This is a genomic window from Microbacterium sp. P03 (genome assembly GCF_043556235.1).
Taxonomy (GTDB): Bacteria; Actinomycetota; Actinomycetes; order Actinomycetales; family Microbacteriaceae; genus Microbacterium.
Genome location: NZ_JBIGIM010000005.1, coordinates 101,517 through 116,374 on the forward strand (window position 1 = coordinate 101,517; position 14,858 = coordinate 116,374).

Below are 14,858 nucleotides of genomic sequence, written 5' to 3' on the forward strand. Positions count from 1 at the left end.
GCCCGCGCCGGAACGATGGGTGACGGCGCGGGCACTCACGGGCTACGACGTGCGCATCTCCGGGGTCGGCGAGGCGCCGGGCACCAGGTCGATCGAGCCCGTCATCACGGCGGCGAGCGACGCCGCGACGGAGTGGTCCGCCTCGACCTCGGGCTCGGAGTGCTCGGCGAGCACCATCGTCGACTTCGCGGACACCTTCACGGTCGCCCCCGGAGGGATCGGACCGGTGTCGGACTGCGCGCCGGCCGTGTCCACGAGGACGTCCCAGTTGGGGCTGAACTCGACGGCGGGGATCGTGAAGTCGATCTCGTCGTCGCTCGCGTTGAACATGATGATGAAGTGCAGGTCGTCGATCGGCTGACCGCGGCGATCACGCTCGCGGATGCCGTCGCCGTTCAGGAACACGCCGATCGCGCGGCCGAAGCCGGAGTCCCAGTCCTCGGGCTGCATCTGCGTGCCGTCGGGCCGCAGCCACACGATGTCGGGCACGCGCTCGCCCTCTTCGCGGCGCACCGGGCGCCCGTCGAAGAACCGCCGACGACGGAAGGTCGGATGCTCGCGCCGCAGCTTGGCGAGGGCCGCGGTGAACTCGACCAGCGGGTGATCCATCTGGTCCCAGTGCACCCACGTCAGCTCGTTGTCCTGCGCGTAGCCGTTGTTGTTGCCCTGCTGCGTGCGCCCGAGTTCGTCGCCGTGCAGCAGCATCGGCACACCCTGCGAGAGCAGCATCGTCGCGATGAAGTTGCGCTGCTGGCGCGCGCGCATCGTGAGCACCTCGGGGTCGTCGGTCGGACCCTCGACCCCGAAGTTGTACGAGCGGTTGTGCGATTCGCCGTCGTTGTTGTTCTCACCGTTGGCGTCGTTGTGCTTCTCGTTGTAGCTGACGAGGTCGCGGATCGTGAAGCCGTCGTGGGCGGTGACGAAGTTGATGGATGCCACCGGTCGACGACCCGAGTTGGCGTACAGGTCTGCCGAGCCGGTGATGCGCGACGCGAACTCGCCGAGGGTGGCGGGCTCACCGCGCCAGAAGTCGCGGACCGTGTCACGGTACTTGCCGTTCCACTCGGTCCACTGCGGGGGGAAGTTGCCCACCTGGTAGCCGCCGGGGCCGATGTCCCACGGCTCGGCGATGAGCTTGACCTGCGAGACCACCGGGTCCTGCTGCACGAGCTCGAAGAAGGTCGACAGCCGGTCGACGTCGTAGAACTCCCGAGCCAGCGTGGAGGCGAGGTCGAATCGGAAGCCGTCGACGTGCATCTCGAGCACCCAGTACCGCAGCGAGTCCATGATGAGCTGCAGCGTGTGCGGGTTGCCGACGTTCATGCTGTTGCCGGTGCCGGTGTAGTCGGTGTAATACCGCTTGTCGTTGTCTTCGAGTCGGTAGTAGGCCGCGTTGTCGATGCCGCGCATCGAGAGCGTCGGGCCCATGTGGTTGCCCTCGGCGGTGTGGTTGTACACCACGTCGAGGATGACCTCGATGCCCGCGGCGTGCAGGGCGCGGACCATCCCCTTGAACTCCTGCACCTGCTGACCGCGCTGGCCTGTGGCCGCGTAGGAGTTCTGGGGCGCGAGGAAGGCGATCGTGTTGTAGCCCCAGTAGTTCGACAGTCCCTTTTCCTGAAGGGTCGAATCGTTGACGAACTGGTGCACCGGCATGAGCTCGATCGCCGTCACGCCGAGCTTCTTCAGGTGCTCGATGATCGCCGGGTGGGCGATGCCGCCGTACGTGCCGCGCAGCTCTTCGGGCACGTCGGGGTGCAGTTCGGTGAGGCCCTTCACGTGGGCTTCGTAGATGAACGACTCGGAGTACGGCGTCTTCGGCTGACGGTCACCGGCCCAGTCGAAGAAGGGGTTGATGACGACCCCCTTCATCATCGAGGCGGCGGAATCCAGATCGTTGCGGGAATCCGGGTCGCCGAAGTTGTACGAGAAGACCGACTGGTTCCAGTTGACCTGCCCGTCGACCGCCTTCGCGTACGGGTCCAGGAGCAGTTTGTTCGGGTTGTAGCGATTGCCGCTCGCCGGGTTGTAGTCGCCGTACACGCGGTAGCCGTAGCGCTGGCCGGGTCCGATCGTCGGCAGGTAGACGTGCCAGACGAAGGCATCGACTTCGAGCAGCGGGACGCGGGTCTCCTTCCCGCGGTCGCCGAACAGGCAGAGCTCGACGCGCTCAGCCCCCTCGCTGAAGATCGCGAAGTTCGTGCCGTTCCCGTCGAACGTCGCCCCCAGCGGATAGCTCGATCCTGGCCATGACTGCATGTCTCGATCCCCTCTTTCAACCTCCCCACCTTAGTCGAGCGTGGTCACGCTGCCCGGCGGAGGGCCCGTTCGAGCATGGTCGATGGCGCGGAAAGGGTCCCGGGTCTTGACAGAGGGTCAGTTCGCACCCAAGGGCGGGCGCAGCAGCAGCTCGACCCGTTCGTCGAGGTAACCGGCGAGCGGAGTGCGCATCGCCGACCCGCTCCACTGCACGAGGGGCTCGCCGTCCACGACACTGAGGGGGACGGATGCCGCGCCCCGTGCGATCGCGTCGAGGTCGAGCCGGCGCCACCCGACGTGCACCGCCCGTCCATCGGGGAAGCCTCCGCGTGCGGCCGCGGCGGCGAGCGCAGACCTCGCCCGCTGCGACTCCGCCGTGTAGCCGCGCGGGGCCTCGGTGCGCGCGCGCACGATCTCGCCGGTCGCCAGCACCTCGTCGGCGGTGAGCAGCAGCACGCCGAGATGCCAGGCCTCGCCGTAGGGCTTGATGCGGTCGGCGCGGGCGATGCCGAGGAAGCGCCGACCCGTCAGCAGGTCGCCGAGCGCCTCCTGCGGCGCCCCCTCGAGACGTTCGCGCGCCCGGGAGAAGAGCCCGTGCAGGTCGGTCACGGTCGGCCGGCCGCTGCGCGCACGCTCGTGATCACGCCGGCCCCTCGGCGACCGCGGTGCGCACGCTCGCGCGCTCGCCGCGCAGCCCCATCGCCACGAGCGGGAAGACGAGCACCGACAGCATCCCGGCTCCCACGAGCACCGAGGCGAAGCCGGTCGACAGCACACCGTCGGCGACCGCGACCGAGGTCACGGCGACGATGATCGGAAGGCCCGTCGCCCCCATCAGCATGACCGACCAGCGTTCCTTCGCACTCGCCCCCGCGGGCGCGGCGAGCATCGAGGGGAGACCGCGGACGACGAGCAGCGCGAGCAGCGCCGCCGCCACGCCGACGAGCAGCAGGGGCTGCTCGAAGAAGGAGGTGAGGTCGAAGGTCACCCCGGTGTAGACGAAGAACACCGGCACGAGGAAGCCGAACGCGATCGCCTCGATCTTGCTCTCCACCGCCTCGCGGTCGGCCTCCTTCGCCTCGCGCATGATGAGTCGCCAGACGATGCCGGCGGTGAACGCCCCGAGGAGGAAGTCGATGTCGAGGACGACGCTGATCACGACGAGGGTGGCGAGGATGAGCAGCACGACCCTCATCGCGAACTGCCCCGAGGTGTGCAGCGTCGCGTTCACGAAGGAGTGGAATCGGCCCTGCGGCGCGCGCATGGCCCACCAGATCGCCAGGGCGGCGATCAACGCGAAGAGCGCGAGGACGATCGTCGACAGTCCGGGCTCGCGGCTGCCGAGGAAGATCGAGATGGCGATCAGGGGTCCGAATTCGCCCACGGCGCCGACCGCGCTCACGGCGTGACCGAAGGGCGTGCCGAGCTCGCGGGCGTCCCGCAGGATCGGCAGCAGCGTGCCGAGTGCCGTCGACGACAGGGCGATGCCGATGATGATGGCGGGCTCGCCCGGCGCGATGAGCCAGCCGAGCACGCATCCGACCGCGATGCTGATCACCCAGCCGAGCACCGACCGCCGACCGGATCGCCCGGCCAGCGACGAGAACTGGATCTCGGTGCCGGCGACGAAGAACAGCAGCGCGAGACCGAATTGCGACAGGGCGGCGGCGAAGTCGGAGGCCTGCGCCCAGTTGAGGACGCTCGGGCCGACCAGGATGCCGAGCAGCAGCTCGAACACCACGATGGGCACCGGCAGCCACCGTGCGATCCCGCGCGAGAGCAGCGGTGCGAGTACAGCGACCAGCGGGATGATGAAGAGTGTGCTGCCGTCGAGGTCCACGCGTTCACAGTAGCGACAGCGGGGCCGCCGCCGTCGGGTCAGCGCACCTTGGCGTCGAGGAACTCCATGAGTGCCGGCACGGCCAGGTAGGCCACCGTGCCGTGCGTGGCGGACGAGATCGGCTCGTACGTGACGTCGATGCCGAGGGAAGCTTCGTGCTGCGCGAAGGCCTGGGTGTCGGCGGGGACGACGAGGGTGTCATCCAGGCCCTGCGCGAGGAACAGGGGCGCGTCGAACCCGGTCTGCCCCGCCGAATTCTCGGCGAACAGCCCCGCCCACGGCTCGGTCTTCGTCGGATCGCTGGAGGTGAATGCGCCCACCAGCGGTTCGCCGATCCTGTGCAGCTCCGTGATGTTCGACAGCAGGCAGAGCGACGTCATCTGCGGGATGAGGGCCACCGCCGCGGGGGTGAGGATGTCCGCGAGGTCGGCGCCCGCGACGGACGGTCCGTACACGCCCGCGTACGCCGCGAAGGCATAGGACCCGATCGTCACGCCGGAGATGTCGTCGAGGTGCGCAGCCATCAGCGACGTGAGGTCGGCCGCCGGTGCCGCGGCCGCGACCGCCTGGATCTTCAGCTCCGGCGCGTAGGTCGCCGCCCGCTCCGCCGCGAATAGCACCGCCTGCCCGCCCTGGGAATGCCCCCACAGCACGACGCGGTCGCTCGCGTTCACAGCGGGGATGTGCTGAGCGGCCCGGACGGCGTCGAGCACGTTGTTGCCCGCGGTCTCGCCGATCAGGTAGGAGTTGGCACCGGGCGTCCCCATACCCAGGTAATCCGTGCCGACGACGGCGTACCCCCGGTCCAGGAGCGCGCGGAGTCCCTCGATGAGGAAGAAGGGGTCGAATCCGGACGACGGCGCGCAGTCGGTCGCGGAGCCCGTGGTCGGATGTCCCCACGAGACGATCGTGCGCCCGCCGGCGGGGGGCGGCGTGAGCGGCACCACGAGGATGCCCGTCACGATCACGTCCGCGTCATTCAGGTCGCGGGAGTGGTACATGAGGCGCCACGCGCGTGCGCCCGCGGGGGCGCCGAGAAGCTCCTCCGACGTGAGGATGTCGCCGGGGGCGCCGGCGGGTGCGGGCGAGGGCTGCGCATAGAAGGCCGCGACGCCGGGTCGCTCGGCGGCGTCGCCCGCGACGCGGATCTCCTCGGCCGTGATGACGACGATCGCGACGGCGAGCACTGCAGCGAAGAATCCGACGATGAGGCGATGGGCACGGCGAGCCTTCCGGGGGGCGGAGGCGGGCGGCACGGCGGTGTCGGGATCGGCGCGGTCCGGCGGGCCGGGGTCGGTCACGACGGCACTCCTGCCCGGGCGGCGTCACGCGCGGCACGGGCGTCATCGGCGAGCGACCGGGCCGTCCGGTGCTCCGCCGTACGCTCGTCGAGATCGGATGCTGCGGTCGAGGCATCCGCGCGCAGCGCGTCGAGCTGCGCCTGCACGTCGTCGATGCGCTCCTGCAGATGGCCGGCGCGCTCCCGCGCCTTGGCCTCGCGAGCCGCGGTCCTGGCGACGTCCCGGTCCGCGTCGGCGAGCGCCCGCTCCGCTTCGCGCAGTACGCGCTCGGCCTCCTTGCGTGCGCGGCGCTCCGCCAGGTCGTCGCGGGTGCGGGGCTGAGCTGCGGACGCGGGGGCCGATCCCGCGACGGCGCCCTCGAGATCGACCTCCTCGAGGCCCGAAGCGCGGAGCGTCCGCACGAGACGGCCGGAGCCGACCGCGGCGGCGGCCGCGGCATCCGTCATCGCGGCGTTCAGCGTGTTCTCGATCTCGTCGCGAGCACTCTGACTGACGGCCACTCCTCGCGCGCGGGCGAGCCCGACCGCGTCGGCGGCGAGGGCCGCGACCAACGCTCGCCGCTGCCGCCCCAGTCGACTGAGCTCGGCTGCGTCCAGGTCTTCCTGCGCCTCGCGCAGCTCGGCCGCGAGCTCGAGGGCGTCGCCCAGCCGCTGACCCTGAGCGAGCAGGTTGACCGCCCACGCCGCCACCGTCGGCTTCCGGAGCGCCCGGATGGCCTTGGCCGCCGCCCGATCGGTCGTGGCGTCCGCGCGGGTGTTGCGGGCGGCCGTGAACTCCCCGGGCTCCCTCGCGTACAGCTCGGCGGCCGCAGCGTCCACCGACGCGCCGTTCTCGGCGGAGGTCGCGGCATCGCCCATGACGCCATTCTGTCGCCCGGCGCGCGCGAGCGCGAGCGGCGGGTTCAGCCGGCGATGCGTGCGGCTTGACGAGCCGCGCCGAGCGCGACGTACTCCCCTGGAGCGGGCACGTCCACCGGCAGACCCAGGACGAGCGGAGCGATACGGCGCACCGCCTCCGACTGCGCACCGCCGCCGACGAGCAGCGCCCGTTCGAGAGGCACCCCGAGCCCGCGCAGCGCTTCGAGTCCGGCGGCGAGACCGCCGAGCATGCCTTCGACCGCGGCACGGGCGAGGTTCTCACGCGTCGTCGAGGCCAGTGTCATACCCGAGAGCGAGGCCGTGGCGTCCGGCAGGTTGGGTGTGCGCTCGCCTTCGAAGTAGGGCACGAGCGTCAAGCCCCCGGCACCCTCGGGCGCAGCCAGCGCCAGCTCGCTGAGCTCGCCATGGCCGACGCCGAGGAGTCGCGCCGTCACGTCCAGAACACGGGCGGCGTTGAGCGTGGCCACCAGCGGCAGGAAGTGCCCGTCGGCGTCGGCGAACCCCGCGACGGTACCGGTCGGATCGATCGTGCGGTCGGCGCTGACTGCGAACACCGTGCCGCTCGTGCCGATCGAGACGACGACGTCTCCGGGGCCTGCCCCGAGACCGAGCGCGGCGCCGGCGTTGTCGCCCGCGCCCGCGCCGACGCGTCGGCCGTCCGCGTCGAGGACATGGTCGAGGGGTCCGAGCACACGCGGCAGCACGGCATCGTGCCCGAGGGCCGCGCGCAGAAGCTCGCGGTCGTAGCCGTCGTCCTGCGGAGTGAAGTACCCCGTGCCCGAGGCATCCGAGCGATCGGTGACGAGCTCACCGAGCACCGGGCCGAGTGCGGACTCGCCCTCGGGGCCGTAGCCGCGCAGCCGCCAGGTCAGCCAGTCGTGGGGCAGTGCCACCGCCGCCGCGCGGGCGGCGTTGTCGGGTTCGGCGTCGCGCAACCAGCGCAGTTTCGTGATCGTGAAGGAGGCGACGGGCACGAGCCCCGTGCGCCGCGCGAGCTCTTCCGCGCCGAACTCCGCGATCAGGTCCGCCGCCGCGCCGGCCGAGCGCGTGTCGTTCCACAGCAGAGCGGGTCGGATGACGTGCCCGCGATCATCGAGCACGACCATGCCGTGCTGCTGTCCGCCGATCGCCCAGGCGGTGACGTCGTCCATACCGCCGGCGTCGGCGATCGCGGACTGGAGGGCACTCCACCAGGCGGCGGGGTCGACCTCGGTGCCGTCGGGGTGCGCGGCGCGCCCCTCACGAACGACACGGCCGGTCGCGGCATCCGTGATCACGACCTTGCAGGACTGCGTCGACGAGTCGACTCCCATGGCGAATGTCATCTGTCTCTCTTCTCACGTCTTCTCTCGCCGAAGCTCCGTGGCGACGGTGGCCCACGTCGTCAAGCCAGACGGATACGGGGCCGCCGCGACGGCGGCCCCGCACGGGTCAGCGGGCGCCGAGCAGGTGCTCGGTGGCCAGCTGCTGCAGCCGCACGAAGCCGAAGCCCTTGCCGCCGTAATACGCGTCCGTGTCGAAGTCCTCGTACGCCGAGCGGTCGGCGAGGAAGTCGTCGTACGTCTCACCCTCGTTCAGCGTGGGCACCGACAACTCGTCGACCTTGGCGGCGGCGAGCGCTTCCTGCACCTCCGGATCGGCGCGGAAGGCCGCGGCGCGCTCCTTGAGCAGGAGGTAGGTGCGCATGTTGGCGGCCGCCGAGTCCCAGACACCGTTCTCGTCTTCGGTGCGCGACGGCTTGTAGTCGAAGTGACGCGGCCCGTCGTAGGCGGGGACCCCACCCGGGCCGCCGTTCTCGAGCAGATCGACGAGGGCGAACGCGTTGTGCAGGTCGCCGTGACCGAAGACCAGGTCCTGGTCGTACTTGATGCCGCGCTGTCCGTTGAGGTCGATGTGGAAGAGCTTGCCGTGGTACAGCGCCTGCGCGATACCCGCGGCGAAGTTCAAGCCGGCCATCTGCTCGTGACCGGTCTCCGGGTTCACGCCGACGAGCTCGGGGCGCTCGAGCGAGTCGATGAATGCGATCGCGTGGCCGAGCGTAGGCAGCAGGATGTCGCCGCGGGGCTCGTTGGGCTTGGGCTCGATGGCGAAGCGGATGTCGTAGCCCTTATCGGTCACGTAGTCGCCGAGCAGGTTGACGGCCTCACGGTAGCGCTCAAGCGCCTGACGGATGTCTTTCGCGGAGTCGTACTCGGCGCCCTCGCGCCCGCCCCACATGACGAACGTCTTCGCGCCCAGCTCGGCGCCGAGGTCGAGCTGACGGAAGACCTTGCGCAACGCGAAGCGACGGACGTCGCGGTCGTTGGAGGTGAAGCCGCCGTCCTTGAACACCGGAGCCGAGAACAGGTTGGTGGTGACCATGGGCACGATCAGACCGGTGTCGGCCAGAGCACCCTTGAGCCGGTCGATCTGCGTCTGACGCTCGGCGTCCGTGGAGCTGAACGCGAACAGGTCGTCGTCGTGGAAGGTGAGGCCGTAGGCGCCGAGTTCGGCGAGCTTCTCGACGGCGTGGACGGTGTCCAGCGGCGGACGGGTCGGCCCGCCGAACGGGTCGGCGCCGTTGTAGCCGACGGTCCAGAGACCGAACGAGAACTTGTCGTCACGGGTGGGGGTGGGGCCAGAAGTCTGGGTGGGCATGTCGCTCCTTCGCGGGAATTGTTGCGGTTAACAACCTATAACAGATCGGATGCCGCGTCCACCCCCGAGGAGGACGGCAGACGCACGTCGATCCGAGTCGGACCGGGGTTCGGGAACGATAGGACGACCGTGCGCCCGCCTCGCGCGGTCGCCTCGTATTCGCCCGCGAAGCCGCGGAAGCGGACGACGCCCTCGGCATCCGCCACCAGCGTCGTCGGCGGCATCCACCACTCGCCTTTGATGAGGTCGTGGACCGCCGTGTACGAGGGCTTGACCGTCCCGTCCGCCCGGACGAGCCCCACCGGTGCGCCGAGCCACGCTCCGTCGTCACTCAGCCCCCAGTAGTTGACGGCCTGCACCGACGGATGCGACACGAGCGAACGGTAATGGCGGACGAGCTCATCCGCTTGCCGCTCTTCACCCTCGGGGGTCGAGGGCCACTCGTCGATCTGATAGTCGTTGAGATCTTCGATCTCGGGCGGCATGAGGTGACCCGACACGATGGTGGTCTCGGTCATGTGCAGCGGGAGGCCGAACCGGGCGAACCGATCGACGACGGCCAGGACGGCATCCTCGCCGCGATAGCCCTGGTGCATGTGGGTCTGCAGTCCGATCGCATCGATCTGCACACCGGCCTCGAGTACACCCTCGATGAGGCATTCGTAGGCCGAACCGAGGTCGAAATCGTTGATGAGAAGGGTGGCGCCCGGATTGGTCCGCCTCGCCTCCTCGAACGCGAGTCGCACGGTGGGAATACGGCCGAGCTCGCGGGCCATCCGCGTGATGCCGTTGTCGCCGTTGTCGAAGACGGGCATGATGACGGCCTCGTTGATGGCGTCCCACGTGTCGATCAGGCCGGCGAAATCACCGACATCCCGGCGGATGCGCTCGCGCTGCGCCTGCTCCACCTCGGCCACCGGCAGATCGAGCAGCCAGGGCGCCGTGACGGTGTGCCAGACGAGGGGGTGACCTTTGACGGTCACACCGCGGTCGGCGAAGCGCTGCGCGGCGGCTCGCAATCGCGCGGTGTCGGGTCTGCCCCGCTCGGGCTCGAAGCGACCCCAGTAGAACGGGAGGGTCGCCGTGTTGTACAGATCGAGCCACAGCGCCTCGAGGTGCTCGAGCCGCTCGAGCTGTCGACCGGTCCCGCCGCCGAACGTCTCGACGTCCTCGTGCGCGTGGTGATCGGGATCGCCGCCGGCACGCGGGAGGAAATCGAATCCGATGTTGCCGAACGAGAAGGCGTGGCGTGTCTGCGCGACGGTCACCGAAGCACCCGGCAGGGGTTGACCGGCATCGTCGAGCACCCTCATGGTCACGTCGGCGATGCGATGCCTCAGGGAGGGATCGATCGGGGGAACAGCAGCGGCCACGGCGTCGCATCCTCACATGTCGTCGGGGCCCCCACTTTCACACACGGGCGAGGCGTGCGGACGACGATGGCCGACCGAAAACGGAGTCGACAGTAGGGGCGCCCGCGCCCGCGGAATCTCGCCGGAACTTTCGAAGAGTTTTCGCAACTTTCCGGTAACGGTCGGCCCGTGACCTCATCGCGCGCTCATATGTTGGCCCAAGCCACAAACCCCAGCGCAAAGGAGCGCCCCCATGATGCGCCACTCGATTCGTCGTGTTCTGACCGTCATCTCGACCGCCGCCCTCGCGGCGGCGACCCTGGTGGTGCTGCCGGCCTCCGCCGCCACCGCCGATCCGATTCCGATATCCGCGGTGGACTTCGAGGATGGAACGACCGGCGCGTGGACAGCGAGCGGCGGCGGCCCGGGCACCCTGAGCGTCGTGGACATCGAGGGCGGCAAGGCCCTGCTCGTCACCGACCGCGATGCCGACTACGTGGGGCTGCAGAGCCCGGCGGGGATCTACACGCCCGGCTCGTCGTACAGCTTCTCGATGCGCACCCGGCTCGCCGAGGGCACGGTCGGTACGGCGGGCGTGCGTTTCGTCATGAAGCCGTCCTACACGTGGATCGGCGACACCACGATGACGGCGGATGCCTGGACCACCGTCACCGGAGAGTTCACCGTGCCGGCCGACGCCGATGCCGCGTCCCTGCAGGTGTACATCGGCACCGCCGATCTGACCGGCCCCTACAGCTACCTGGTCGACGACATCGAGGTGACCACCGATGACGGCGGCACACCGGGCGCCGAGGTCGTCCCCGGCGGAGCGGTCAACCCCGTCCCCACACCCGTCGGCCTCGCACAGGGCACGGGCGACGTCGCCGCGCTCACGTTCGACGACGGCCCGAACCCCGGGACCACGCCGGCCCTGCTCGACTACCTCGCCGCCAACGACATCCGCGCGGTCTTCTGCGTGATCGGTCAGAACATCACCGCTCCCGGCGGCGCAGACATCCTCAAGCGCATCGTCGCCGAGGGACACACGCTGTGCAACCACTCCACCACCTACGACGACATGGGCTCGCTCTCGCAGTCCGCTGCCCGCGAGCGGATGGCGCAGAACCTCGAGATCATCCGCACCGCACTGGGCGATCCGAACGCGCAGGTGCCGTTCTTCCGTGCTCCGAACGGCAGCTGGGGCCAGACCCCGGCCGCCGCGGTGTCGCTCGGCATGCAGCCCCTCGCCGTCGTGAACACCATCAACGACTGGGCGACGCAAGACGTCCCGACCCTCACCGCCAACCTGCGCGCCGCCATCAAGCCGGGCGAGATCGTCCTGACCCATGACGGTGGCGGCGACCGCAACGGCACGCTGGCGGCGGTCACGACCGTCGTCTCGGAGCGGCTCGCCGCCGGCTGGGAGTTCACGCTTCCGGTGGGCACGCCGGCATCGGAGAGCACCACCGCGATCAGCACCGACTTCGAAGACGGACTGGACGGCTGGGCACCTCGGGACAGCGGATCGGGCGCGCCGAGCGTCGGGATCACGACCGCCGATGCCCACGCGGGAGCGCAGGCCGCCGCGGTCACCGCGCGGACCTCTCAGGGAAGCGGCATCGGCCGTGATGTGACGGGCATCCTCGAGACCGGAGTGACCTATGACCTGTCCGCGTGGGTGCGCTTCGCACCCGGCCAGCCCACGGACGCCGTGTGGCTGAGCATGGCGCGCACCAACGACGGCGCGACGAGCTATTCGACGATCGGCCAGTTCACCGGTGTGACCAACAGCGGGTGGAGCGAGGTGACCGCCACGTTCACCATGGGACCCGCTGAGAGCGCCCTGCTGTACTTCGAGACGAACTACAACGGCACGAACACGTCCGACCTGCTGTTCGACGACATCACCGTGGCCACCCCCGGCCCCGGCACCGTCGAAGACCTTCTGCCTCTGAAGGACACGGCGGACTTCCCCGTCGGTGTCGCAATCGATTCCCGCGAGACCACGGGTCCGGCATCCGATCTGCTCCTTCGCCACTTCGACCAGGTGACGAGTGAGAACTACATGAAGCCCGAGGCCTGGTACGACGCGGCGGGTGAATTCACGCCGAACCCTGAGGCCGACACGCTCATGGCGTACGCGCAGGATAACGATCTGCGGGTCTACGGTCACACGCTCGCCTGGCACAGCCAGACACCGGCGTTCTTCTTCCAGGACGACGACGGTCAGCCGTTGACCGACGGTGAGGCGGACCAGCAGATTCTGCGCGACCGCCTGCGCACGCACATCTACTCGGTCGCGCAGCACTTGAGCGACACCTACGGGGAGTTCGGCGGCGACACCAACCCGCTCGTCGCGTTCGACGTCGTCAACGAGGTCGTCTCCGACGGCAACGAATACGAAGACGGGCTGCGCCGCAGCGAGTGGTACCGGATCCTGGGCGAGGAGTTCATCGACCTCGCATTCCAGTACGCGGATGACGCGTTCAACGGCGAGTTCGCCGCAGAAGGTTCCGACCGGCCCATCACGCTGATCATCAACGACTACAACACGGAGCAGACCGGCAAGCAGGCGCGTCTGCACGCACTCGTCGAGCGGATGCTGGCGCGCGGGGTTCCGGTCGACGGCGTCGGCCACCAGTTCCACGTGAGCCTGTCCTTCCCCGTCACCGCGCTCGAGGACGCGATCGTCGCCTTCGAGGACCTCCCGGTGACCCAGGCCGTCACCGAGCTCGACGTCACCACGGGCACCCCGGTCACCCCGGCGAGCCTGATCGAACAGGCCTACTACTACCGCGACGCGTTCCGGGCCTTCCGCGAGCACGCCGACGACCTGTTCTCGGTCACGGTCTGGGGTCTCACGGACGGCCGGAGCTGGCGCTCCGGCTCGGGCGCCCCGCTGCTGTTCGACGACGCGCTGCAGGGCAAGCCGGCGTACTACGGTGCGGCCGACCTCGACCTGCCGGCCCGTCCGCGCACGGCCAACGTGTTCCAGGGCGACGTGCCGCTCGACGCCGATGCACCCGCATCGCTCGAGTGGCGGAAGCTGCCGCTCAACACGATCGACGAATCGGCCTCCTTCCAGCTGCGGTGGAGCCCGGATCACCTGACCGCGTACGTCCGCGTCGAGGACGCGACCCCCGAGGTGACGGACGGGGTGGCGTTCGAGTACGGCGGAAGCACCGTGACCGCGGGCCGCACCGGAGGAGGAGACGTGGATGCCGTCGTCGCCGAGCGCGACGGAGGGTACGACATGGTCGCCACCTTGCCGCTGAGCACGGCCGTCGCACAGGGGGCCACGCTCGACGTGGACGTCCGTGTCACCGACGGCACGACCGTGCGCGGATGGAACACCCCGGGAGCCCTCGGTACGCTCACGCTGCTCGAGCCGGTGTCCTACCTCGAGGTGGCAGCCACCGCCGATGCACCGGCGATCGACGGATCGGTCGACCCCGCGTGGTCCGTGGCCGGGTCCATCGTCACGGAGAAGCAGGTCGAGGGTACGGGCGGCGCAACGGCCACGGTCCGCACGCTGTGGCGGGATCAGACGCTGTACGTGCTGGCGGAGGTCGCCGATCCGGTCGTCGACGTCACCGGTTCCGATCCCTGGATCCAGGACTCGGTCGAGATCTTCGTCGATCCGGGGAACGCGAAGAACGGCTCGTACCGCTACGACGACTCGCAGATCCGGATCAGTGCGGCCAATGCCGTCTCCTTCGGCACCGGCGATGAGCCGTTCCAGCGGAACCGCGTGCAGAGCGCGACGACACTCGTCGACGGCGGATACGTCGTCGAGGCGGCGATCAGCCTTCTCGAGTACGGCGGGGAGGGCACCTTCCACGGCCTGGACTTCCAGGTCAACGACGCCTCGAACGGGCAGCGCAGCGGCATCCGCAACTGGGCCGACCCCACCGGCGCCGGCTACCAGTCCACCGCCCGGTGGGGCGTCGGACAGCTCGTCGCGGCCGAAGCCCCCGAGCCGACCGCCGTCGTCAACACGGTCGCACCGTCGATCTCGGGGACACCCGAGGTCGGACGGACACTGCGAGCGGATGCCGGCATCTGGGAGCCTGCGGGCGCCACCTTCGCCTACCAGTGGCAGGCCGACGGCGTCGACATCCTTTCGGCGACCGCCGCGACCTATCGGGTGAAGAGGGCGGATGCGGGCTCAGCGATCTCGGTGGTGGTCACGGCCTCCGCCCCGGGTCTCGACTCGGGGACCGCCGCGTCGGAGTCCGTCGCCGTCCTGGCGACATCCCGCACGAGTCTGTCGCTCTCACGGGTGCTCTCGATCGGGAACCAGCGCACCACCGCCACGATCGTGGTGAGGTCGGCCGCAGCACTGGAGGGCGGCACCGTGCAGGTGACGGTCAACGGGGCCGCGGTGGGGGCGCCGGTCGCCGTGGGTGCCGACGGGAGGGTGAGCGTCACGCTGCCGCGTCTGCGAACGGGCATCTACATCGTGCGCGCCGAGTTCAGTGGCACCCCGACGACGTCGGGTTCGACCAGCGGGGTGGGGCTGCTCGTGCAGCTGTTCTGATCCTCGCTCGGGCCGGTCGCCCCGCACCGCAACGCGCGGTGCGGGGCGACC

Annotated in this window: 9 protein-coding genes; 1 reads left to right on the forward strand and 8 read right to left on the reverse strand. The window is 69.8% G+C overall.

Going from position 1 to position 14,858, the window contains the following annotated elements; all coding sequences use genetic code 11:
* Positions 1–42: 42 nt before the first annotated feature.
* The 8 genes from glgX to ACFXOO_RS13490 all read right to left on the reverse strand — a co-directional run bounded on the left by glgX (position 43) and on the right by ACFXOO_RS13490 (position 10,228).
* On the reverse strand, positions 43–2,259 hold the full coding sequence (glgX, locus tag ACFXOO_RS13455) for a glycogen debranching protein GlgX (protein WP_394563858.1): 2,217 nt from the start codon (positions 2,257–2,259) through the stop codon (positions 43–45).
* A gap of 117 nt (positions 2,260–2,376) precedes the next feature.
* Positions 2,377–2,868, reverse strand: coding sequence for a glutaminase (locus ACFXOO_RS13460; RefSeq protein WP_394563859.1), 492 nt, complete (start codon positions 2,866–2,868; stop codon positions 2,377–2,379).
* A 31-nt stretch (positions 2,869–2,899) separates the two neighbouring features.
* Positions 2,900–4,099 carry a cation:proton antiporter gene (locus tag ACFXOO_RS13465; RefSeq protein ID WP_378841665.1) on the reverse strand — a complete coding sequence of 400 codons (1,200 nt, stop codon included), beginning with the start codon at positions 4,097–4,099 and terminating at the stop codon, positions 2,900–2,902.
* A gap of 38 nt (positions 4,100–4,137) precedes the next feature.
* The gene (locus ACFXOO_RS13470; protein ID WP_394563860.1) at positions 4,138–5,400 is read right to left on the reverse strand and encodes an alpha/beta fold hydrolase; all 1,263 of its coding nucleotides are present in this window, start codon (positions 5,398–5,400) and stop codon (positions 4,138–4,140) included.
* Positions 5,397–6,257, reverse strand: a complete 861-nt coding sequence (locus tag ACFXOO_RS13475; RefSeq protein ID WP_394563862.1) for a transposase — start codon at positions 6,255–6,257, stop codon at positions 5,397–5,399. The genes ACFXOO_RS13470 and ACFXOO_RS13475 overlap by 4 nt, the downstream gene beginning before the upstream one ends.
* 44 nt (positions 6,258–6,301) lie before the next feature.
* Positions 6,302–7,603, reverse strand: coding sequence for a xylulokinase (gene xylB, locus ACFXOO_RS13480; protein WP_378841671.1), 1,302 nt, complete (start codon positions 7,601–7,603; stop codon positions 6,302–6,304).
* Positions 7,604–7,709: 106 nt separating this feature from the next.
* Positions 7,710–8,915 carry a xylose isomerase gene (gene xylA, locus ACFXOO_RS13485; protein ID WP_394563863.1) on the reverse strand — a complete coding sequence of 402 codons (1,206 nt, stop codon included), beginning with the start codon at positions 8,913–8,915 and terminating at the stop codon, positions 7,710–7,712.
* Between the two features lie 35 nt (positions 8,916–8,950).
* Positions 8,951–10,228, reverse strand: a complete 1,278-nt coding sequence (locus ACFXOO_RS13490; protein ID WP_394563922.1) for an endo-1,4-beta-xylanase — start codon at positions 10,226–10,228, stop codon at positions 8,951–8,953.
* Positions 10,229–10,520: 292 nt separating this feature from the next.
* Here ACFXOO_RS13490 and ACFXOO_RS13495 point away from each other — a divergent pair, with 292 nt between their 5' ends.
* Positions 10,521–14,807, forward strand: coding sequence for an endo-1,4-beta-xylanase (locus tag ACFXOO_RS13495; RefSeq protein WP_394563864.1), 4,287 nt, complete (start codon positions 10,521–10,523; stop codon positions 14,805–14,807).
* The last annotated feature ends 51 nt before the right edge of the window (positions 14,808–14,858 follow it).